Source organism: Candidatus Nebulibacter yamunensis (assembly GCF_024208055.1).
Classification (GTDB): Bacteria; Pseudomonadota; Gammaproteobacteria; order Francisellales; family Francisellaceae; genus Caedibacter; species Caedibacter lacustris.
Map to the genome: position 1 here is coordinate 22,952 of NZ_JAMBMW010000011.1, position 23,553 is coordinate 46,504.

Below are 23,553 nucleotides of genomic sequence, written 5' to 3' on the forward strand. Positions count from 1 at the left end.
AAGATTTAAATATTTTGTAAAACAGGAAACCCTAATTCTTCACGTGATCTATAATACACTTCGGCTACAGCTCTTGATAAAGCACGCACACGCAAGATATAGCGCTGTCGCTCAGTAGCTGAAATGGCATGGCGAGCATCAAGCATATTAAATGCATGTGAGGCCTTTAACATCATCTCATAGGCAGGTAATGCTAAACCTTTTTCCAAAAGACGCGCACTTTCCTTTTCCAAAAACTCAAACTCATTAAACAAATGTTCTACATCTGCTTCTTCGAAGTTATATTGTGACATTTCTCGCTCATTTTGCTGGAATACATCACGATAATAAACCGGTTCCATTGCAGTGTTTGCCCATAATAAATCATACATGCTATCAACGTTTTGCAAATACATTGCCAAACGCTCAAGACCATAAGTGATCTCGCCGGTTATGGGTTTACACTCCAACCCCCCAACTTGCTGAAAATAAGTAAATTGCGTCACTTCCATACCGTTTGCCCATACCTCCCAACCTAAACCCCAAGCACCGAGAGTTGGAGACTCCCAATTGTCTTCTACAAAACGAATATCATGTTCTAGAGGATCAATTCCCAACACACACAACGACCCCAAATACAACTCCTGAAAATCTTTTGGTGAAGGCTTCATTACTACTTGAAATTGATAATAATGCTGCCCACGATTTGGATTGTCACCATAACGACCATCTGTTGGTCTGCGTGATGGCTGAACATAAGCTGCATTCCAGCTCTCAGGACCAATTGCACGCAAAAAAGTCGACGGGTGAAAGGTGCCTGCACCGACCTCCATATCTAAAGGCTGAACAATCATACAACCTTTTGCAGCCCAATATTGTTGAAGTTTAAATATAATTTCTTGAAACGTAAGCACAGCTTATAAATCCATATAAACGAATGTAGCAAGAGTATATCAGTTATGAATGATTTGACAATGTCGGCTACAATGAGTTTTGTACACGATGATAAACAAACTACCTTGTTAGCTGTGGCTATGAGTGTCCCGTTCTCGTGAACACAGTAAGCTTATCTGGCAGAAGCACGAAATATGTAAAAGCAGTTAAGATGATGCTTTCACATGTTTAAACCAACGCATCGCTTTTGGTTGGTATAAGATATAAAACGCAGCAATGATCAAGATGATTTCTATAAACGCCAACCAAAAATTAAGCGGATGACCATAATGTTCAGGCAAGTAGAAGATAAGAGCTAAATACCACATCAGAGCGAGAATAATATAAACGACTTTAGCAGCTTTTACTCCTAAACTAATCACAAAAGCGGCTCCCATCATTACAAGATAAGCGATGACATCAAGCCAGATCAAATTCTCAGGCTGAATAATTAAAGTTGATGAAGTCAACAAATCTAAAAGCCCAAGAATACTTGCTGCATAGAGCATCCAAATGGCTGCATACACTCGTTTTGGTCTTATCACTGTGGTCATATAAACTCCTTTTTGCTTCTCCTGTTATTTACAGAAGGCTTCATTAAACTTTTCCAACTAAAAGTTTAATGCAAAAATAAGGGGGCTGACTAGTGTGTTATCACAAAAAATATTACTCAAAGCTCATTTCAAGGATTTTACGACTATCTTCGAGCGTAATATCTTGACGTTCACCAAGTTGAAATCTGCCATTTTGCCTTAAATTTTCTATAATGGCATCAAATTTACCTTTACTTAAGCTGTATGCACTGATCGTAGTAGGATTGCCCATCTTCTCAAAAAAAGCTCGCGTTTTCTCTATTCCCAAATTGATTTTTTGTTCACTTGATAATGCTTTATCAACACCCCAAACACGCTCAGCATATTGGACAAGTTTATCAGCTTTCTTATCACGCTTATACTTCATTACACTCGGCAAAATAATGGCTAAGGTTTGTGCGTGATCCAAACCATAAATCGCTGTTAATTCATGACCAATCATATGCGTTGCCCAATCTGTTTTAACACCCTTTTCAATAAGTGTGTTTAAGGCCAGAGCTGCTGCCCACATAATGTTAGCGCGCACATCGTAATTATGTGGGTTAATAAGTACTTTTTGCCCTTCTTCAATTAACGTTTGCAAGATTCCTTCAGCAAATCTATCTTGCAAAGGTGCATTCTGTGGGTAGGTTAAATATTGTTCCATTACATGAACAAAAGCATCGACTATTCCATTTGCTACTTGTCTTGATGGCAAGGTATATGTTGTCTCTGGATCAAGGATTGAGAATACGGGATAAACTTTATCATGTGAGAAAAAAAGTTTTTTATTGAACGCACGACGAGAAATGACTGAATTATTATTCATCTCAGAACCAGTTGCAGGTAAGGTTAATACTGAACCAAAAGGCAAGGCTTCAGTGATATCTGCATTTTTAGCTAAAATATCCCAAGGATCTCCTTTAAATTTTGCAGCTGCAACGATAAATTTGACTGCGTCAATTACCGAACCACCGCCAACAGCCAAAATAAAATCAACGTTATTGACATGAATATATTCCACTACCTTCATACAAGTTTCGTATTCAGGATTTGGTTCAATCCCTGAAAACTCGAAAACTTGATGTGCTTTTAACGCATTCATGACTTGGTCATAAACGCGATTAACTTTAATGCTGCCACCACCATAGACAAGCAACACCTTAAGTTTTCGATCAATTGCTGTTGCCAGTTGTTTAATTTCACCCTTTCCAAAAAAAATGCACGTTGGATTGTAATAAATAAAGTTATCCATGTTATTTCCTCCTTTTTGTCAAACTTTAGTAAGCAAGTATATACCTATGCACTGCTATTTCAAAGCCTCGGTAAACTATTATTCTTTGTTAAAAACAATTATTTCAATCATTCCAAAATGCTACACTGGAAAATGCGAAATCCAGCTTGCGTTTAAACTTTATAAGGAATATTCATGTTCATATACAATCCGTTAAAAAATAAAAAAACTTATATTCAATCTCGAATTTAACCTCAATAATTCCGATCTTCAACGAGCTCTTAAACTTCAAATTTTTTATGTTTTTTTTGAAACTCACCTGTTGACTTATATTCTGAAATCTATAGAATGCCATCTTGTTGCCGACATGGCTCAACTGGTAGAGCAGCCGACTTGTAATCGGCAGGTTCCGGGTTCAAGTCCTGGTGTCGGCACCATAAAATCGCGGAGTGGTAGTTCAGTTGGTTAGAATACCTGCCTGTCACGCAGGGGGTCGCGGGTTCGAGTCCCGTCCATTCCGCCATATATTAAAGAAAAAATATCCCCATATACAGCATTACAACTATTAACCAACTTTTTTAAGCTCTCTTCGTAGAAGTGAATCACTCCAATCCCTTCCATCAATTGAAATATCGACCTCATTGTTAGATTTTGAATAGCCCTCTTAACCTGATTTGGAATATAGATTCTACGCTTTTGATAACTTATTTTGAAAAGTTCTTGTAAGCGAATAAGTAAAGGCTGTAAAGTATCAAACGCTGAACTAAACCTGATTTTTTTAGCAACCCTACAATGCCGGGATAATCTACGCATCGATAGCAAATTTCTATACAATTGGAGTAAGGGTGATTTTATGAAAGTTGACATCGTTGTGGTAGGTGGAGGGCATCTATCCCTTTTGAAAGGGCAAAAGAGATTATTCGTTACGTAAGAAGGACAAAGCAAGCACCTATGCTTGGCAAACAGGAGTTCCTTCTGTCGCATTACAACAATAGGAAAATTGCATTAAGCCATACTACGCAAGATAGCCCTCATAAAGAATCTTTATTTTTAAGAGATTCTGTAGCATTTACGGAGTAGAAAGAAATAACAAAAATTACGCATGGAACATAAAAAGTACCTTATCAGATAATGTTCTGTGATCGGCATTAAAACAGATATTTTAAAATTAACATTAGGAGGCGCTATGTTGCAGAATATTTATGTGGGATTTGATCGTGATGGAACACTTGAAATGCCTGGATACCCAATTCCAGAAAAATTAATGCAACAATTTGTGGCATTAGAAGAAATGGGCGTGAAATTATTTCTTGCCTCTGGAAAGGATTATCCCTTGCTAAAGGAAATTGCTGCTGATATTCAACTTAATACGTGGATGATTTGTGCGGAAAATGGCGGACATATTGTTATACCCTCTGACGAAGTTGATTACGTACAGCCTGCCAACGCAGATTTATCAGCTTTTCAAGCAAAAATTGGTCAATTAAATTTACCTCCCTACAGAGAAGAACCAAAGCGATCTATTTGGTCTAAAAAATTCGGTTCTCAAGTCTTGATAGCTGAAAAAAAAATCAAAGACTTCATTAGTGAAGAAGGATGGGACCTTTGTGTTTATTCCTACCCAGATGGCGATGGTGGTTTAGATATCGTGCCACCAAGAATAGATAAAGTTAACTTGCTCCAATATTTGCCGCAAGATGCTGAAATCTACTATGTGGGGGATGGTGAAAATGATATAGGACTCCTCGCTGACAGTCGAATTATACCTTGTACCGTTTCAAATGCGAAAACTGACGTACAAAAAGTAGTGTACGATAGAAAGGGGCACGTCTCTTCAAAACCCGCAGGGTACGGGGTGTCTGAGATTCTTTATCAATTATTCTCGGTATAAAAAATGCTAATTTTAAACTTACTTATTCCTGTATTGGCTGGTCTTCTGGGATTTTTATCTTGCAGGCGTTCATGGGCTTCTGAACGATTTTTGAAATGGATTAGTCAAAGTATTTCTTTCCTACTATTGCCATGTATGATTATATCAGCAATGGCAAACATTAAAATCTCACCGTCTTTAATATTACTACCTCTTGCTACTGTTTGCGTTGTATTGGGTTTATTTGTGGTATCAATAGTCTATATTAGGATTAGAAAAATTCAGCCTATAGAAGCTGGTTCTTTTGTGGCAGCTTTCTCGTCTTTAGAGGGAGGGAGTATTGGTTTGGCATTGGTGTTATTGTTGTATGGATCTCCAGCGCTACCGACTTTCTTCGTTTTTGATATCACACATGCAATTATTCTTTTTACCTTCAATTATTTTATTACTTGTTATTATGGCACGAAGCAGCACATGTCCTTTAAATTTATTCGAAGCTTCTTTTTAGGTCCAATACCCCTTTCAGTAGTTTGTGGTCTGCTTATACATTTTATCTTTGGAGGTATGAATTATTACCTGAGCGAAGGACTAAATGGCGTTGGTTATCTAATTTTACCTGCGGTTATGTTTGTCCTAGGATATCGTTTCATATATTTCCCTAAACATGTGCTTCCGTCTATAGTGACACTATTTGTAAAAATGCTAGTGGGGTATGGAATTGCTTTTGCTTTTGTTTCACTTTTTGATGTTTCCGGTTATGCAAAAATGGTAATTTTGATTAGTGCATGCTTACCACCAAGTTTTTTGGTAATTATTTTTGCAGAAGAGCAAGGCTTGGATAAAGATTTTCTGGTCACGTTTCTGCCAATTGCTGGCTTTGTGAGTTTTTTCGCACTCTATTTCATTTTTTCTTTGTTTGGTTCCTACATTCCGAACTCTGTAAGCATATAAAAATTTGATATTACTTCAATATCTGGGGCAGAGTTTCTTGACATAAACTTATATCTTCCAGTGGAAATTGATATGTTGCCACGTTACAGCTGAGATTCAATTCATCATTTGCTTTGCTCTTTCCTCTTTATATTTTTCCCCCATTTTAAGATATACGTTTGGTAGCAAAATAGCATTACAAGCGATAACACAATTGGCAATCGATCTTGATAGAGTGATCCTTTAAAGGATCGCGATGGGGAAATTTATAAGCCTGCGTTTGCAGGCTTATAAATTTAAGTTAAGGGAATTAAAAAAGATTTATTAGATTAGAAATACACAGAAATATCTAGCGTATAGGCATTAGCATGCTGATTGTTGTACATGTGCATGTAAGCGTACTCCAAACCAAGCAATACATTTTCAGTAAAGAATGGACGTTGCGCAGATGCTACAACCATTTTATTTACACCCGTGCCTGCTACAACATTAGTTGGCTTATACCCGTTAATCGCACTACCGCTTAGCGTGACTGGAATATCGTTTGTGTTATAAGAACCGTTATAAGAGATATTAAAGTTAGTTGAGCGACCATAGATCTCTGGAGAAAACCCTGCCTGCACATACCATGCACCAGCATAACCGTTGTTTGTTATACTAGATTTATTCGTCGTTTGAGCCCAACCAGCCCCCACACCATAGACATCATAACTTAGACTTGCATCAAAGTTTACTGCACCGATGCGTGTTTTAGTTGTTCCAGGGTTTGTAGCGCCTGTAAATGAACTATTGCCTGTACCATTTACATTATAAACATAACCACCATTGATACCATAGCCCCATTCACCTGCCGTACCACCATAGAAGGCAGAATAGGAAACATCACTAGTGTGATCATCGGTTTGGAAGAATGTTACATTAGTGCTTAAACCATATTGATAGTATGCTAATGACGCATTAGCGACACGACCTGGTCTAAACAACATTTGTGTTAATGAACCTGTCCATGGACCCCCACCTGAGAAAGACCCTAATGGAATGCGGTTCTTACCAACAGTGGCATAGAGTGGGTAGTCATCTAAATTACCAAATATTACAAGTGCATCGTTAACACTTGGTGAACTATCCTGATCACCACTTAAAGTCAACTCGGTAGTCACATAACGACCAAGGTTTGCAGCAGTATAAAGGTTTGCAGTTGTCATATAGATACCTTTTCCCGACTGATAATCAGTAACAGTAGGAGTTTTAGTATTTTTAGCAGGTATTGTACTACCATTCCAAGTTTGAGCATCAATTTCCAAATATCCACCAAAGATCAAGCCATAGTCACTGTACTTGTTACGCTGTTTCAGAAGTCCTAGTGCAAATTGAGAAGAGCTTAACATTCCCATAGGAACAACACCTTGTTTCACATCTGAGAATAAGAAGTTCTGAATCTGCCCCTGATTTGTAGGGACAGTTACATGTTCACTATCCTCGCCAACACTTGTCACAGATGAGCCCGTTTGCTTACCGCTTGACAAAGCTTCTTGGTTAGCCTGTAATGCGGCGATTTCTTTTTTGAGTTCAGCAATTTGTGCTTGTACCGATTGATTATCGGTTGATTGACTGCTACTAACATCTTGAGCATAAACAACCGTCGATCCAGAAGCAGCAAGCACAGCTAAAGTTAGTTTTTTCAACATAGTTCTCTCATCCCTTACTGTTTTTTTATTAAATTGGGTATTATTTTCGATACAAGCAAGAGCCTGCAAGAAGCAAGATAACTGATGACAAAAAAAAAGAAAAGTATAAAAGTATTCTTTTTACGAAATAATTATAGATCAATACTTTCTTATCCGTTACATTAACTTCACTTATCCAAAATGCTCTTAACATATGCACTTAACTTTCTATGATGTAATTATTATTGGCGCAGGTCCCTCAGGTACGGTTGCTGCATCTATTTTAGCGCAAAAAGGCTATCGTGTAGCCATTATCGAATCCTCACAATTTCCACGCTTTTCAATTGGTGAAAGCCTATTACCACAAGCAATGGAATTCCTACAAAGTGCTAATCTCCTAGGCGTGGTTGAAAATGCTGGGTTCCAGTTTAAAAATGGTGCAGCATTTTGTCATAAAGATACATATACTGATTTTGATTTTAGTCAAAAATCATGCCCTGGATTTAATACTACATTTCAAGTTGAGCGGGCTACTTTTGATAAACTATTGGCTGACGAAGCTCAAAATTATGGTGTAGAAATTCACTACCAACAACGTGTAACTGAAGTTGCTTTTGGTGACAATATTCATCAACTTAAAGCTGTTGATACCAATTATAACAGCCATACCTATCAAACAAGGTTTATCCTTGACGCTAGCGGCTTTTCGCGCATTCTTCCTAACCTTTTAAATCTTAATCGACCAAGTGAATTTCCACCGCGCAAATCTATTTTTACACATATCCACACCTCTGTTGATCAATCACTGTTCGATCAAAATAAAATTTTAATCACCACCCACCCACAACAGCAAGACATCTGGTTTTGGTTAATTCCTTTATCCAATAAAAAATATTCCATCGGCGTGGTTGGGGAACCTGGTTTACTTGGAAATGAAAGTTTATCAAATGAACAACAATTACTTGCTTTACTTCAGCTAGCACCCAACCTTAAGCGTATATTAAGTAATGTTCAGTTTACAACACCCGTGCGCAACATTACTGGTTATGCTCAAGATGTAACATCACTGTATGGGCATGGCTATGCCTTACTTGGCAACGCAGGAGAGTTTTTGGATCCCATTTTTTCATCAGGTGTTACGATTGCTTTAAAATCAGCTGTTCTTGCTGCAAATGCATTAGATAAAACATTAAGTAATCAAACTGTTGATTGGCAAACTGAATTTGCAGAACCATTACAGCAATGGGTGAACACCTTTAAATGTTATGTTCGTGCGTGGTATAACGGGAATCTGCAAAAAATCATTTATAGCAAAACTCAACCACCTGAAATAAAAGCAAAGATTTGTTCAATTTTGGCAGGCTATGCGTGGGATAAAAGCAATGACTATGCCGTTGATGCCAAACATAAACTCAACATATTAGCTAAAGTTTGCGAGAGTCTTAACGTCAGTTAGTGCCACATTCTTTAAATGCATCATGATGAATAACCCATCATAGCCATTGATATGATTAGTGGTTATTTTTAATATTTAAGAGCAAGTTAAGGAATCTAGAAATAGAGCTTATTGCTGCAATATTTCTGATTTTTGATTATTCTAAAATTAAGCACAAAGATACTTATTCACAAGCCCAACAAAACTTGCTGGATCTTCAAGCTGAGCACCTTCTACAAGAAGTGCTTGTTGATATAAAAGGTTTGTCCAATCTGCAAACTGAGCATCGTCTTGTTCATCTTGTAAATGCTTAACCAACTGATGTTCAGAGTTGATTTCTAAAATTGGTTTGCCCCCCATACCTGGCATCATCGTTTGTCCTGCATCTGCCATCATTTTTTGTAAATGCATGCTCATGCCATAATCATTAACGACGATACAACTTGGTGAGTTTGTTAAGCGCTTAGAAATGCGAACGTCTTCTACTTTGTCTTTGAGCACTTCTTTCATCTGTTTAATTATGCTTTCAAACGCTTTTTGTGTATCTTGTTGATGCTTTTTGTCTTCTTCTGAATCTAACTCACCCAAGTCTAAATCGCCTTTGGCAACAGATTTAAGCGTCTTACCATCAAATTCACTTAAATGCGAAGTCATCCACTCATCAACACGATCACTTAATAACAACACTTCAATGCCTTTCTTACGAAAAACCTCTAATTGCGGGTTATTTTTTGCAGCATTAAAGCTTTCTGCCGTGACATAATAGATATACTTTTGGTTTTCTTGCATACGTGAGACATAATCTGCCAATGACACATCTTGCTCAGATGTATCTTTATGTGTTGATGCAAAACGCAATAAACTTGCTATTTTTTCTCTATTTTCATAGTCTTCAGCAGGTCCTTCTTTCAACACTTGACCAAATGCTTTCCAGAATTTTGCATATTTTTCTTTATCTTCTTCTACCATTTTCGATAGCATATCAAGCACTTTCTTTGTCGTTGCTTTTTTAATCTTATCAATCACTTTATTATGCTGTAAAATTTCACGAGAAATATTTAATGGTAAGTCATTGGAGTCAATTACACCTTTCACAAAACGTAAATAAGACGGTAGTAACTGTTCATTTTCCATGATAAATACACGCTGAACATAAAGGTGCAAACCTGATTTACGCTCACGATCCCATAAATCAAATGGCACGCGCTCTGGCAAGTACAATAAGCTAATATATTCAAGATTTCCTTCTACTTTATTATGTGACCAAATCAGTGGGTCAGTAAAGTCATGCGAAATATGCTTATAAAACTCTTTGTAATCTTCATCGGAAATATCCGCTTTTGAGCGTATCCACAATGCTTTTGCTTTGTTAATGGTTTCCCATTCTTCTGTCTCTTTAGCTTTACCTTCTTCATCATATTCTGTTTTTAGCATTTGGATAGGTAAAGAAATATGATCAGAATACTTCTTGACGATTTGGCGTAATTTCCAATCATCTAATAAATCATCTTCACCTTCTTTTAAATGAAGGATGATTTCCGTACCTCTTTTATCTTTAGTAATATCCTCAACTGTAAATGAACCATCCGCTTTAGATTCCCAGCAGACTGCTTGATTTGCATTTAAGCCTGCTTTACGAGAATTTACAGTAACTTTGTCAGCAACGATATAAGCAGAATAAAAGCCCACACCAAATTGACCAATCAATTGAGAATCTTTACTTTGATCTCCCGTTAAAGCTTCTAAAAATTTTTTCGTCCCAGACTTAGCAATCGTACCCAAATGTTCAATAGCCTCTTCACGCGATAACCCAATTCCATTATCTGTGATTTTGATTGTTTTAGCCTCTTTATTGAAAGCTATTCTGACTTTAAGATCAATGTCATTTTCAAAAATATCAGCATTGTGTAATGCTTCAAAGCGCAATTTTTCTGCTGCATCTGAGGCATTTGAGATAAGCTCTCTTAAGAAGATTTCACGATTTGAATAAAGTGAATGAATCACTAACTGTAATAATTGTTTGACTTCGGTTTGAAAATCATAAACTTGCTTTTCAGACATATAAACTCCTCTTTGGGTTTGTTTTATTTCAAATTTCAACCGCAAACAAGTGGGTATTTAAATCATTATTTCAAGGATAAAGTTTTGAATAATGTTTAAACCCCTCTATTATATAGTTAAAACCTAAAAACCACATTTAAACTTGTAAAGTTGCTAATGTGCTTCATCCCAATTGCTACCAACGCCAACGTCAACGATTAATGGCACACGTAACAGTGCAGCTGATTCCATACATTGTTTAATTTCTTTTGTCACATCTGCTATTTTTTCTTCTTTGACCTCAAAAACAAGCTCATCATGCACTTGCATTAGCATTTTAGTGTCTATTTTGTTTGTTACTATCCACTTATCAATTAAAATCATTGCTCGCTTAATAATATCTGCCGCTGATCCCTGCATTGGTGCATTAATTGCCACACGTTCTGCCCCACGTTTTTTTGCCATATTCCTAGAATGAATGTCTGGTAAATATAAGCGTCTACCAAATATGGTTTCAACAAAACCATGTTGTAAAGCATACTCCTTGGTCTCATCCATATAGCGTTTCACTCCAGGATAACGTGAGAAATACACGTCAATATACGCTTGTGCCTCTCCTCTTGGAATACCCAATTGTTTGGCTAAACCAAATGATCCCATACCATAAATTAGACCAAAGTTTATGGCTTTTGCTTGACGACGTTGTTCAGCAGTGACTTGTTCAGGCTTAATCCCCAGCGTTTCTGCAGCCGTTGCTTGGTGAATATCCAAGCCTTGTTGAAAAGCTTTTAATAAGTTTAGATCTTGTGAGAGATGTGCCATGATTCTAAGCTCAACTTGAGAGTAATCAGCTGCGACAATTTTATAACCTTTTTCTGCAATAAAAGCTTGGCGAATCTCACGTCCTACTTGTGAACGAATTGGAATATTTTGTAAGTTAGGATCAGTTGACGATAGCCTTCCTGTACTAGTTATTGCTTGCTGGTACGAAGTGTGTACTCGTCCAGTTTTAGAATTAACCATTAAAGGCAGCTTATCGGTATAAGTCGTTTTGAGTTTAGTTAAATGGCGATGCTCAATGATGAGCTTTGGAAACTCATAAATCTGAGCTAATTCTTGCAGTGCATCTTCAGCCGTTGAGGCTTCTCCTGTTGGCGTTTTTTTCAGTACAGGTAGATCCATTTTATCATATAGAATTTCTCGTAACTGTTTAGGCGAAGATAAATTAAACTGAGTACCCGCATATGCTATACACGCCTCTTCAAGCTGAGCAATCTTGACACTTAATAACTGACTTTGATCATGCAAAAGCTTGATATCTATTTTAACTCCCGTGCGTTCCATATGATCGATAACAAAGCTTACAGGAAGCTCTTCTTCTAAATACAGTTTTTTCAAGCTTTCAGTTTGTTGTAATAAGGGCCATAATACTTCATGTAAACGATATGTAATATCAGCGTCTTCAGCAGCATAAAAACCAGCCTTAGCAATATCAATTTGATTAAAGGTAAACTGCTTCTTCCCTTTTCCCGCTACATCCTCAAAACTCATGGTCGTATAGTGTAAATAATGTTTTGCTAATGAATCCATATCATGACGCGTTGCTAAACTATTTAATACATAAGACTCAAGCATTGTGTCATATTTCACACCTTTAACCGTTATTCCAACATTGGCTAACACCTTAAGGTCAAACTTTGCATTCTGGGCAATCTTTTCAATTTTATCGCTTTCTAAAATTGGCTTTAATCTCGCTATAACATCATTAAAGTCTAGTTGTTTTGGCACCCCTTCATAATCATGCAAAAGTGGAATATAAACGCCATGATACGACTTTAATGAAAAAGAAATTCCAACAAGACGGGCATTAAAAGTATCAAGTGAATCTGTTTCTGTATCAAAAGCAAATAAGTTTGCCTTTTCAAGATTTTCACACAATACATCAAATTGAGTCAGGTCCAGAATAATTTTATAATCTAATTTTGATGGCTTTTCTATACTTGTGTTGTGTTGGATGTTATCATCTGCCTCATACTTATCTAACTCACGCAACCACCCCTTAAATTCATAGTGCTGAAAAGCTGTTCTAAGGTAATGAATATCAGGTGCTTTACGCTGTATATCATAAGCTGTATAAGGTAAATCAAGGTCACATTTAATCGTCGCAAGCTTATAAGATAATGGTAATAAATTTAAGTTCGCACGCAAATTTTCACCGACTTTTCCCACCAATTTATCAGCATTAGCAATCACGCCACCAATATCATGGTATTCCTGCAACCATTTAACTGCTGTTTTAGGACCGACTTTGGGGATACCTGGAATATTATCAGAAACGTCACCCACTAGCGCCAGATAGTCAATGATTTGATTGGGTTTGACACCAAACTTTTCAACGACTTTATTTATATCAGTCGTTTCATTTTTCATCGTATCCATAAGCGTAATATGTAGATCGACAAGTTGTGCCATATCCTTATCACCAGTTGAGATAATAACCTCGTAACTTTCTTGTGCAAATCGCTTCGCAAGTGTGCCAATTACATCATCCGCCTCAACACCCTCCACAATAATAAGTGGAAAGCCCAATTTTTCGACTAATTCATATACGGGCGAAATTTGAGCACGTAACTCATCTGCCATTGCTTTACGATTAGCTTTATATTCTGGATATAAACCATGGCGAAAGTTTTTACCTTTAGCATCAAATACAACTGCAATATAATCTGTTTGTAATTGCTCAGGTAATTTTTTAAGCATATTGATTACACCAAATATCGCACCTGTGGGCTCGCCTAGGCTATTGGTGAGTTGTGGTAAGGCATGAAAAGCACGAAAGAGGTAAGACGAGCCATCAACAAGGACAATTTTTTTATCTGACATAATGTTTACTTTTTTGAAAAAAGATCACTTATGATAACGTATCCTTTCTATGTGGACGATGCTTTTTCATAAGAAAGTTCTGTACATGGGGAAGAATATGTTAGTCAGTTTTGACAAAAACCAATTCAGGAACTACTTAAATTAAAAAATCATCGTGCACAGAGGTAAGAAAGTAGTTAGTAGCTTTCAAACTAAAACCATAAAAGTAGAACGTAATGACAAATCTAACATTGGGTACTTTAAAAACTTAATCCGCTTTGCGACGCAAAAAGGTTGGAATATCTAAATATTCGTTATCTGAATCAGCTGAAAGCTTTTGCTCTTTTTCTGATGTTGGTGTTGCTTCTGCCGATGGAGCTTGACGTCTTAATGTATTTGAACTTGTTACAACATTATCAACGTGTCCTTTAGATGCTTGTGAGAATGACACACTTTGACGTGAATACGGACTTGCTGATCTATGCATCCCGGATGCTCCACTACTGACAAAAGATGTTTTATCACTTGTTTCAAGACCAGTTACTACGATTGTGACGCGCAACTCATCTGACATCTCAGTGTCGATTACTGTACCAACAACAACTGTTGCCTGATCTGAAGTAAATGCCTTAATCACATCTCCAACTTCCTCAAACTCACCAATCGACATATCCATACCAGCTGTGATATTAACAAGCACACCTTTTGCCCCCGCCAAATTTACATCTTCCAACAATGGACTTGCTACCGCTGCTTCTGCTGCTTCACGAGCACGATTTTCACCAATTGCCGTTGCTGTTCCCATCATTGCAACGCCCATTGCTGACATCACGGTTCTAACATCTGCAAAGTCAACGTTGATGAGTCCTGGGCGCGTGATAAGCTCGGCTATACCTTGTACTGCTCCTTGCAACACGCCATTTGCGGCTTTAAAAGCATCTAATAAACTAATATTTTTCCCTAATACACTTAGTAATTTTGAATTGGGAATAGTAATTAATGAATCAACACTTTGAGATAATTCACTGATACCATATTCTGCTAATTGCATCCTGCGGCGCCCCTCAAATGGGAAAGGCTTAGTCACAACTGCAACAGTTAGAATACCCATTTCTTTAGCTACTTCTGCTATAACAGGAGCCGCACCAGTTCCCGTGCCACCACCCATTCCGGCTGTAATAAATACCATATCTGCACCGTCTAATGCTTGCTGAATACGTGCACGATCTTCTTGCGCTGCACGCTTACCTACCTCTGGGTTTGCACCAGCTCCTAAACCTTTCGTAAGCTCACTGCCTATTTGGATCACATTGCGTGCACTTGAATTCTTCAAAGCCTGTGAATCAGTGTTAGCACAGATAAATTCGACACCTTCTATGTTTTGCGATAACATATGCTCAACTGCGTTACCACCGCCGCCGCCAACGCCAATCACTTTAATCACTGCGTTATCTGTTAGCGACTCTGAAATTTTAAACATTATTTGCTCCTTTAAATTATAACAATATTCAATATCTAAAAATTAAAAATGTTTACCAAACCAACCTTTCATTTTATGCCATACACCGCCATTTTCTGAGCTGTCATCATACGCAACTTGCCCTTCCTCTGCTTGGATATGACTATACATAAGTAAACCAACGCCAGTCGAATGCACAGGATTATGTAACACATCCTGCACTCCTGTTATATTTGTGGGACCACCTATACGCACTGGCACTTTAAAAATTTCTTCTGCCAATTGCGCAATGCCTTTCATCTTGGCAGCCCCCCCTGTTAACACAAGCCCTGCTGAGATCAATTCTAATAAATTATTCTTATCGAGGGATTCATAAATCAAACCAAATAGCTCTTCCGTACGCGCTTCAATTACACCGGCTAATGTTTGCAATGGCACACGCCTAGCCAAACGATCTGCTAACCCTGGAATTTCAATTGCATCATCTGATTTAACGAGATTACTCATCGCCGAACCATATTGCACTTTAATACGCTCGGCCGTATCTGTTGCAACCCTTAAAGCATGTGCAATATCACTGGTAATTTGACTACCTGCAATTGGAATGACTGATGTATGTTTAATGGCACCTTCAACAAAAACGGCGACATCCGTGGTACCTGCACCAATATCGACTAAACACACACCTAACTCTTTTTCATCGTCAGTTAATACCGAATAGCTAGAAGCTAGTTGCTCAAGCACAATATCTTGCACTTTGATACCACAACGATTGACACATTTTTTAATATTTTGCACTGCACTAGAGGATGCCGTTACCATATGTACTTTCGCTTCTAAGCGTACACCAGACATACCAAGTGGTTCTTTAATTCCATTATGATTATCAATCATGAAGTCCTGATACAAAATATGTAGTATTTCTTGATCTGCTGGCATGGGTACTGCTTTTGCGGATTCAATTACACGATCTAAATCACGTTGTGATACTTCAGCGTTTTCAATAGCAACAACACCATGTGAATCAAAACTACGAATATGGCTACCTGCGATACCAATATACGCTGATTTTATGCTAAATCCGCATACATCTTCAGCTTCTTGCACTGCTTTTTGAATAGCTTTAACCGTTGCATCAATATTAACGATAACACCTTTCTTAAGCCCTTTTGAAGGCTGAGTTCCAATACCAATGATATTAAGCTCTACATCTTCATTTACCTCAGCCACCAAAGCAACAACTTTCGATGTTCCGATATCAATGGCACACAATATTTTCTTTTCCACGACCTCAGACATAATCTAAATACTCATTTTCATTTTGGCATTTTGCAAGATTCAAAAATAAACTGCCGTATAATGTAACATAAATTCGGTAAAACTGAATCTTGCTTATATGGTAATCGTGTATTTTTTTAATCTATTTTTTTATTTTCAATTGGTTTTACAAACCTAACCGCAAACCCGTTTTGATAACGCATATCAATTGATTCAATTTTTTGTGACTCAGGTATGGCTATATTTTGATAATTTTCCAACAACTGTTTAAATTTATTTTCTATATTTTTACTGCCCAACCAAACATTTACCTCATTGTCTAAAACAACTTTCCATTGATTACCCTGATAAAGTATTTGCTTAATCACACGTTGATGCGCTTTTGAGATGTCTTGCAACTTTTGATACCTATCTACAATCAGCGGGATATCCCCTGAATCACCATTAAAAGTCGGCAAACTGAGTGTTTCTGACAAGTATTTAGGCGTAATTATCTCATTATTTTCTAATAAAATTTGTTTTGACGTGTTCCAATAAGCTTGCGCTTTATACTCTGTTAATTCAATCAACAGCTCATTTGGCCACTTTTTTTGTACCTTAATATTTTTTATCCCAGGATAAGATCGCAGGGTTGTCTCAATCTCCTTAACACTCAACATCCACCAAGTATCCTTTTGAAAAGGCTTTATTAAGTCGATGATCTGTACTTTAGATATATAACCTAGCTCACCTTTAGCAAGAACATTGACTTGCTGTAAATGTGCACCATATTGTTTAAACACGAAATCAAAGCCTAACACGACTCCAACTATGATGACAATAAAACAGAAAAGCTTAAAATATAAGCGTAACCTCATAACGAGCTCTCAAGGATCTTCAATACCAACATTTCAAAGCTCCAACCATACTGTTTTGCGGCTTGTGGCACTAAGCTTAAGTTAGTCATTCCTGGTACAGTATTGGCTTCAATCAAATAAAGCTGATTATCAGGTGATAGCATGAAATCAACTCGCCCCCAGCCACTACAACCCAAGGCAACAAAAGCTTTTAATGCGAGCACTTTGATTTCATCTTCTAGGATTTTAGAAATACCACTTGGGCAATGGTAGCGGGTCCCCGCAGATTTTGTATATTTTGCTTCGTAGTTATAGAACTCAAGCTTAGGTTCAATCCAAATAGAAGGTAAAGCGATATTATCGACAATTGATACTGTCAGCTCTTTGCCGATAATCCATTCCTCTGCCATAACCTCACCATATTGAGCAGCATCTAGATAAGCTGCTTTAAGCTCACTTTGTTGATTTACACGATGTGTTCCAACGCTTGAACCTTGTGCCACTGGTTTGATCGCCAAAGGATAATTTAACCCATTCACGTTAATCTTATGATCAATAATCTTTGCCTTGGGAGTGGGGAATCCTTCTGCCTGCCATAGCTTTTTGGCTCGCATTTTGTCCATTGCTAGAGCGCAACCCAAGGTGTTTGACCCAGTATAAGGGATATCAAGCTCATGCAACAAAGCTTGAACATGCCCATCTTCACCATCACCCCCATGCAGCATAATCAAGCAACGATCAACGTTTTGTTCGGTCAATATGTTGACTAATTTATGCCCTGTTGCATCAATTGCTACCACATCAACACCTTGATTTTGCAAAGCTTCTATTACTGCTATGCCTGAACGCAAAGACACTTCACGCTCCGCTGAGTCCCCGCCATACAAAACAGCAACTTTACCAAATTTTGCTTTTACGTTAGCCAAGCTTATCTCCTTATCACGTCATTTGGCTACGTATGTTAGTAAGATTAAAGCAATTTATCTAGATATATCTCTCTTCAGTTATAAACGCCGTTTATTATATTCAAAAGATTTTACGACCAATACAGGGACTGTCTTTTACTCTATTTAATGACATAATGGTAAAACTTCACTGATAAAAACAATAAATAAATGCCTTACTTGAAACAAAAGCACGAGCAACCTCATTTTTTATATCGACTTTGGCTATGGCTAATTTTAAGTATTTCTGGTCTTATTGGCTTCATTGTTTTAGTTGCATGCGGGCTACCGATTAATACCAATATACTTTCCCTTCTACCTGGGACTGATCAATCTGGTACGACTCAACAGGCAGCAGAAGGCTTTGCTAATAACATGGGAAAACAAATTATTGTTTTAATCGGCAATCCAGATCAACAAAAATCGCTTGCGGCTTCCGATCTATTTACCTTACAACTCAAACACTCTGGCTATTTTGAAAGTATTATTAATGGGGTAAATAATGATGAACAACAAGCTTGGGCAAGCTTTTACTTTCCTTATCGATTATCGCTTTTATCCGCCAGTGAACTTAGACTCATTAAAGATCAAGGCTTTGATGAGATTGAAAATAAAGCCTTATTTAACCTATACAATCCGATTGGTATTACAAGTTCCAAACTCTTAGAAAACGATCCTTTCTCACTATTTCAAAACTATATTTTTTCATTACCCAAACCATCTAATCTCCTTGATTTACATGATAATCATTTAATGAGTAAAAACGATGGTATTTGGTACACTATGATCAATGCCACGCTCAAAGATGATAGTTTTTCACTAACAAATCAAAGCAACATCACTGCCCTGTTGACTCAAATAAAACAAGAAATCAGCGCTCAATTACCTAATACAAGTTATCTGATGACGGGTATGATTTTTTATGCCAAAGCAGGCACAGATAGTGCCAGACATGATGTATCAATTATTGGTATTGGCTCATTAATTGGCATTATACTTCTTGTACTTGTGAGTTTTCGCTCTTTATCGCCCTTGCTTTTAACACTTTTCTCAAGTGCAATGGGATTTGTTTTTGCCTTTGTTATTACTTATTTAGTTTTTGGTAAAGTATTTTTATTCACTTTGGTTTTTGGAGCAAGCCTTATTGGTATCTCTGTTGACTATGCCTTTTTCTACTACGCTGATCAACTTTACGGCGGCAAAGCCTGGCGGCCAAAACAAGGTTTAAAACGTATCTTTTCAGGAATTACGCTTGGTCTTATCAACATTGTCATCGCTTATCTTATTATTGCTGTTGCCCCTTTCCCAGGATTACGACAACTGGCTGTTTTTGCTATTAGCGGTTTATTTATGTCGTATTTAACGGTTGTGGCATTATTCCCATACTTGTTGAAACCTAAAAAGCACAGCACGATTCCCATTATTAGCACAGTTGCCAATTACTACCTTAAGTTTTGGCAAAGCCTTTCAATTCAAAAAATCATGCTTATCTATACTGCAATCATTATAATTGCTGTGATTGGCATCATACGTCTTCAAATAAATGACGATATTCGCATTTTAGAATCAACACCCATTTCATTAAAACAAAATGAACAACAAATAAAATCAATTATTGGCAGTGACGTAGGAACCAATTTCATTATTGTTACGGGTCGTTCCTCCAATGAGGTAATTCAGCATGAGCATGCTTTAATTGAAGTCATCAAACGTAAAAATACTACTATAAGCGAACCTGTTATTGCCATTAGTGAATATCTGCCAGATATAGAAATACAAAAAGAGAATTACGATCTAGTGAGAAAATATTTCATTCAATATCGGCTATTAAACTTCTTTGCTCAAATTGGCGTAGACGAGATAAAAGCACATGCTATCCAGAAGTCACTTTTAGATATTCAATTTAAACCATTAACCATTGATGATTGGTTACACTCTACCGTGTCGCAAAAGTTACGATTTTTATGGTTAGGTCAGCAAGCACCAGGCAATCCACCTGAATATGCCTCTGTTGTGTTATTATCACAAAAACTTGATGTGAAAATGATAAAAAATATTTGTCAAGCATTTCCATTTGCAACTTTCGTCAACAAAGCAGATGATATCTCCAATGTATTTAAAACCTATAGGCAATATATTAGTGTTTTATTTTTCAGTGTATTTATCGCCTTATTTTTACTGCTATTGATACGCTATAAAAGCTTTAAAAAAGCTTTTTGTTATTTCTTACCGCCCACCACAGCAGTGCTATTGAGCATTGCCACACTTGGATTGTTTTATATCCCCATGACTTTATTTAACGTTTTAGCATTAATTCTCGTACTTGGCATTGCTGTAGACTACGTATTATTTTTTGCCGAAACAAAATCAACAATAAATAGCACCATGCTTGCTGTTACCCTATCTGCCATTACCACTATTTTGTCATTTGGCTTATTAGCCTTTAGCCAAACGCCCGCCATTCATTACTTTGGACTATCAGTTTTTATTGGCATCACCACTGCGTTTTTACTTTCACCATTAGCGGCAAAGAAAGTTAAGTAAGTCAAAACGTGCCAGTCGTGAATTATTTTGCAGTATTTAATCACCAATGTTTTCTAGTGCATGAACAACCCTCATACTCATAACAGTATTCATCGCATCAGACCATTGCATCCATAGCAATTGTTTGCTTTAATGCAGCTTCACGTTACAATTAGGAGAAATCACATGGCTAAATATTATATTAATAAAAGCAGAATACTAATTACAACAGGTGTGCTTTTAGCAGGCTTGGGGTTTCAACTAGCGCATGCCTGTGTCTCTAAAGCATATAATGATGCTTATGCACTATTTAAACACGGGGAGTATGCTAAATCAGTACCTGCATTTACAAAACTGTATAATAACGGTTGCCCAACCTCACCGTTTTTCCTTGGCACCTATTACACCTATGGCATTGCTGTTAAGCAAAATTATGACACTGCAATTAAATATTTTGATAAATTCTTAGATGAAAAAAACCTTGTTCAACCAAGAGACTATCGAGCAAGCGTTTATCGTTCACTAGCACTGATTTATAAAGAAAAGAATCAGCCTCAAAAAGCTTTTGATTATTTAGTTGAGTCCGCTAAACTTGGAAACACAGAGTCAATGTTTCTTTTAGGTCGCTCTTATTTATCAGAAGATCAGCCATACCATACAAAAACAAACTTAAAAGAGGCCTTCTATTGGTTAAACAAAGTTGCTGTTTTAGGTAATATTGAAGCGATGAAACTGATATATCAACACTCATTGCAAAACTATGCTTAAGTGGTACAAAATCATTTGCCTTTAAAGACACCACATCTTCCCATCTAGAACCAACTAAAATACAATATCATCTCATAGCTGACATACTTAAATAAATGAGAAGAAGGTCACATCGATGTCTAAAATCCAAGCTGTTCGCGGCATGAACGATATTTTGCCAAGCGAAATTCACAAATGGCACTACTTTGAAAATATAGTTAAGAACTCATTACAACAATATGGCTATCAAGAAATTCGCTTACCTATTGTGGAAAAAAGTGAATTGTTTCACCGGGGGATAGGTTCTGGAACAGATATTGTTGAAAAAGAAACCTATGACTTTACTGATAGAAATGATGAAGCACTTACCTTACGTCCTGAAGGTACTGCTGGTTGTGTGAGAGCCATGATTGAACATGGACTTTTACGTAATCAAATACAAAAGGTATGGTACAATGGTCCCATGTTTCGCTATGAGCGTCCACAAAAAGGTCGTTATCGTCAATTTTATCAACTGGGTGTTGAAGTCTATGGAGCTGAAAGCATCTCTCAAGATGCAGAGCTTTTAAGTTTAATCTGGCAACTATGGCAGGCTTTAGGCTTAAATCGACACGTTACACTGGAACTTAACAATCTTGGAACTACCGAAAATCGAATACAATACGTTAACGCACTTGTTGATTATTTAACACCATTAAAAGAGCAACTAGATCAAGATAGTCAACGTAGACTTACTAAAAATCCACTAAGAATACTCGATAGCAAAAATGAACATACTCAAAAGCTGTTAAACAATGCACCTAATTTAAACGATTTTATCGATAAGGATATCCAAGCTGAGTTTATCCACCTTGTTCATTATTTAAAAAACCTTGGTATCCCCATTAAAGTCACTTCTCGTTTAGTACGTGGCATTGACTATTACTCGCACACAGTGTTTGAATGGATCACCGATAAGCTTGGCGCACAAGGTACAATTTGCGCAGGTGGGCGCTATAATACGCTTGTTAGTGATTTAAATGGACCACAAACCCCCGCGGTTGGTTTTGCAATGGGAATTGAACGAATTATTCTTTTACTTGAAACATTAAACTTATTTCCACCCTCACCTGACGTCACAGATATTTATGTAATCTCTGATGAGCAATCCATTTTTGGTGCAATGCTCATAGTTGAGCAATTACGTAAAGCACACTCGGACCTTATTATCGAGTTAAATACTACATTCGGTAGTTTTAAATCACAATTTAAAAAAGCAGATAAATCCAACGCTACACTAGCGCTTATCATCGCCGAAGATGAAATCAAAAGTAATAACTGCACCATAAAATTTTTGCGTAAGGAGCAAAATCAAGTAAGTATTCCATTATCGGAATTACATACCTCCATCATAGCGCTCCTAAATTGAAAGTATGATTTAATTTAACCTTTCATGAACATTTATATTGATGCAGATGCCTGCCCAAAAGCGATAAAAGAAATTCTATATAAAGCCGCACATAAACGTAAAGTCACCTGTATTTTTGTTGCCAATCAACCACTAATACATCAAAGTTCTCCCTTTATTAAATCACGATGTGTAGATAAAGGATTTGACGTTGCTGATAAATATATTAGCAACCATGTTCAACAAAATGACTTAGTTATCACCGCTGACATTCCGCTTGCAAAATCTGTTATTGATAAAGGAGCAATTGTAATTACTCCGCATGGAAAAAAATATACCACCTCTAATATCAGTCAAGCACTATCGATGCGTAACTTCTTCACTGAACTCCGAGATGCAGGTCTTATTGAAACCAAGACCAAAGCGTTTTCACAACACAATAATCACGCTTTTGCAGCTGAATTAGATCGCTATTTAACACAAAAAGGACGATTGCCACAATGAACCTATTTACCATTCCCAAAAGATCAAAGGACGAAATATTTGAAATCATTACCAAAACGCCCAATTTAAAAGTTGAACGCATTGTTTCATATGGTCAAACCACACCTCATAATCAACCTTATCTCCAAAGTAACAATGAATTGGTATTTGTATTGCAAGGTCAAGCACAGATCATAATGCATGATATGACTTATCAATTGAATACAGGAGATTCATTACTTATTCCTCAAAATACTAAACACTGGGTAAGTTATACTTCTAACAATCCACCCGTTATTTGGCTTGCCATTCATTTTGTAGATTAGTACTTGACTGTTCAATAGGCTAAATTGCTCATATATTAACACGCTTAA

The 23,553-nt window shown here is 37.0% G+C and carries 18 protein-coding genes and 2 tRNA genes; 10 read left to right on the forward strand and 10 right to left on the reverse strand.

The annotated features are described in order from the left end of the window. Positions 1-5: 5 nt before the first annotated feature. From glyQ to M1V25_RS06105, 3 genes are all read right to left on the reverse strand, one after another. Positions 6-893, reverse strand: coding sequence for a glycine--tRNA ligase subunit alpha (glyQ, locus tag M1V25_RS06095; RefSeq protein ID WP_498842716.1), 888 nt, complete (start codon positions 891-893; stop codon positions 6-8). A 186-nt stretch (positions 894-1,079) separates the two neighbouring features. Then, positions 1,080-1,466, reverse strand: coding sequence for a hypothetical protein (locus M1V25_RS06100; RefSeq protein ID WP_498842717.1), 387 nt, complete (start codon positions 1,464-1,466; stop codon positions 1,080-1,082). A gap of 112 nt (positions 1,467-1,578) precedes the next feature. Continuing rightward, positions 1,579-2,739, reverse strand: coding sequence for an iron-containing alcohol dehydrogenase (locus M1V25_RS06105; RefSeq protein WP_498842718.1), 1,161 nt, complete (start codon positions 2,737-2,739; stop codon positions 1,579-1,581). A 340-nt stretch (positions 2,740-3,079) separates the two neighbouring features. Here M1V25_RS06105 and M1V25_RS06110 point away from each other — a divergent pair. From M1V25_RS06110 to M1V25_RS06125, 4 genes are all read left to right on the forward strand, one after another. Continuing rightward, positions 3,080-3,155, forward strand: a tRNA-Thr gene (locus M1V25_RS06110). Positions 3,156-3,164: 9 nt separating this feature from the next. Continuing rightward, positions 3,165-3,241, forward strand: a tRNA-Asp gene (locus tag M1V25_RS06115). Positions 3,242-3,904: 663 nt separating this feature from the next. Continuing rightward, a complete protein-coding gene (locus M1V25_RS06120; protein WP_498842719.1) occupies positions 3,905-4,609 on the forward strand; it encodes an HAD family hydrolase in 705 nt (234 codons plus the stop codon). Positions 4,610-4,612: 3 nt separating this feature from the next. Next, the gene (locus M1V25_RS06125; RefSeq protein ID WP_498842720.1) at positions 4,613-5,539 is read left to right on the forward strand and encodes an AEC family transporter; all 927 of its coding nucleotides are present in this window, start codon (positions 4,613-4,615) and stop codon (positions 5,537-5,539) included. Between the two features lie 308 nt (positions 5,540-5,847). Here the strand turns inward: M1V25_RS06125 and M1V25_RS06130 are convergent, their stop codons facing one another. After that, positions 5,848-7,206, reverse strand: coding sequence for an LbtU family siderophore porin (locus M1V25_RS06130; protein ID WP_498842721.1), 1,359 nt, complete (start codon positions 7,204-7,206; stop codon positions 5,848-5,850). A 193-nt stretch (positions 7,207-7,399) separates the two neighbouring features. Here M1V25_RS06130 and M1V25_RS06135 point away from each other — a divergent pair, with 193 nt between their 5' ends. After that, positions 7,400-8,641 (forward strand): NAD(P)/FAD-dependent oxidoreductase, encoded by a 1,242-nt coding sequence (locus tag M1V25_RS06135; protein ID WP_498842722.1) that lies wholly within the window; start codon positions 7,400-7,402, stop codon positions 8,639-8,641. Between the two features lie 147 nt (positions 8,642-8,788). On the opposite strand, the gene htpG is transcribed toward M1V25_RS06135, so the two are convergent. From htpG to M1V25_RS06165, 6 genes are all read right to left on the reverse strand, one after another. Further along, on the reverse strand, positions 8,789-10,681 hold the full coding sequence (gene htpG / locus M1V25_RS06140; RefSeq protein ID WP_498842723.1) for a molecular chaperone HtpG: 1,893 nt from the start codon (positions 10,679-10,681) through the stop codon (positions 8,789-8,791). Between the two features lie 153 nt (positions 10,682-10,834). Continuing rightward, entirely contained in the window at positions 10,835-13,543 is a 2,709-nt protein-coding gene (polA, locus tag M1V25_RS06145) for a DNA polymerase I (RefSeq protein WP_498842724.1), read from the reverse strand. A gap of 247 nt (positions 13,544-13,790) precedes the next feature. After that, positions 13,791-15,002, reverse strand: coding sequence for a cell division protein FtsZ (gene ftsZ, locus M1V25_RS06150; protein WP_116963782.1), 1,212 nt, complete (start codon positions 15,000-15,002; stop codon positions 13,791-13,793). 42 nt (positions 15,003-15,044) lie between these two features. Next, positions 15,045-16,280, reverse strand: a complete 1,236-nt coding sequence (gene ftsA / locus M1V25_RS06155; protein WP_116963781.1) for a cell division protein FtsA — start codon at positions 16,278-16,280, stop codon at positions 15,045-15,047. A 116-nt stretch (positions 16,281-16,396) separates the two neighbouring features. After that, positions 16,397-17,116, reverse strand: coding sequence for a cell division protein FtsQ/DivIB (locus M1V25_RS06160; protein ID WP_498842725.1), 720 nt, complete (start codon positions 17,114-17,116; stop codon positions 16,397-16,399). Beyond that, positions 17,113-18,021, reverse strand: coding sequence for a D-alanine--D-alanine ligase (locus M1V25_RS06165; RefSeq protein WP_116963779.1), 909 nt, complete (start codon positions 18,019-18,021; stop codon positions 17,113-17,115). The genes M1V25_RS06160 and M1V25_RS06165 overlap by 4 nt, the downstream gene beginning before the upstream one ends. 189 nt (positions 18,022-18,210) lie before the next feature. Between M1V25_RS06165 and M1V25_RS06170 the strand changes: the two genes are divergently transcribed. From M1V25_RS06170 to M1V25_RS06190, 5 genes are all read left to right on the forward strand, one after another. After that, complete coding sequence (locus tag M1V25_RS06170) at positions 18,211-20,583, forward strand: MMPL family transporter (RefSeq protein ID WP_116963778.1); 2,373 nt, start codon at positions 18,211-18,213, stop codon at positions 20,581-20,583. Positions 20,584-20,748: 165 nt separating this feature from the next. Beyond that, the gene (locus tag M1V25_RS06175; RefSeq protein ID WP_116963777.1) at positions 20,749-21,330 is read left to right on the forward strand and encodes a tetratricopeptide repeat protein; all 582 of its coding nucleotides are present in this window, start codon (positions 20,749-20,751) and stop codon (positions 21,328-21,330) included. 115 nt (positions 21,331-21,445) lie between these two features. Continuing rightward, entirely contained in the window at positions 21,446-22,717 is a 1,272-nt protein-coding gene (gene hisS / locus M1V25_RS06180) for a histidine--tRNA ligase (RefSeq protein ID WP_498842726.1), read from the forward strand. A gap of 24 nt (positions 22,718-22,741) precedes the next feature. Next, positions 22,742-23,200 carry a YaiI/YqxD family protein gene (locus M1V25_RS06185; RefSeq protein ID WP_116963775.1) on the forward strand — a complete coding sequence of 153 codons (459 nt, stop codon included), beginning with the start codon at positions 22,742-22,744 and terminating at the stop codon, positions 23,198-23,200. Continuing rightward, positions 23,197-23,505, forward strand: a complete 309-nt coding sequence (locus M1V25_RS06190) for a cupin domain-containing protein (RefSeq protein WP_498842727.1) — start codon at positions 23,197-23,199, stop codon at positions 23,503-23,505. The genes M1V25_RS06185 and M1V25_RS06190 overlap by 4 nt, the downstream gene beginning before the upstream one ends. The last annotated feature ends 48 nt before the right edge of the window (positions 23,506-23,553 follow it).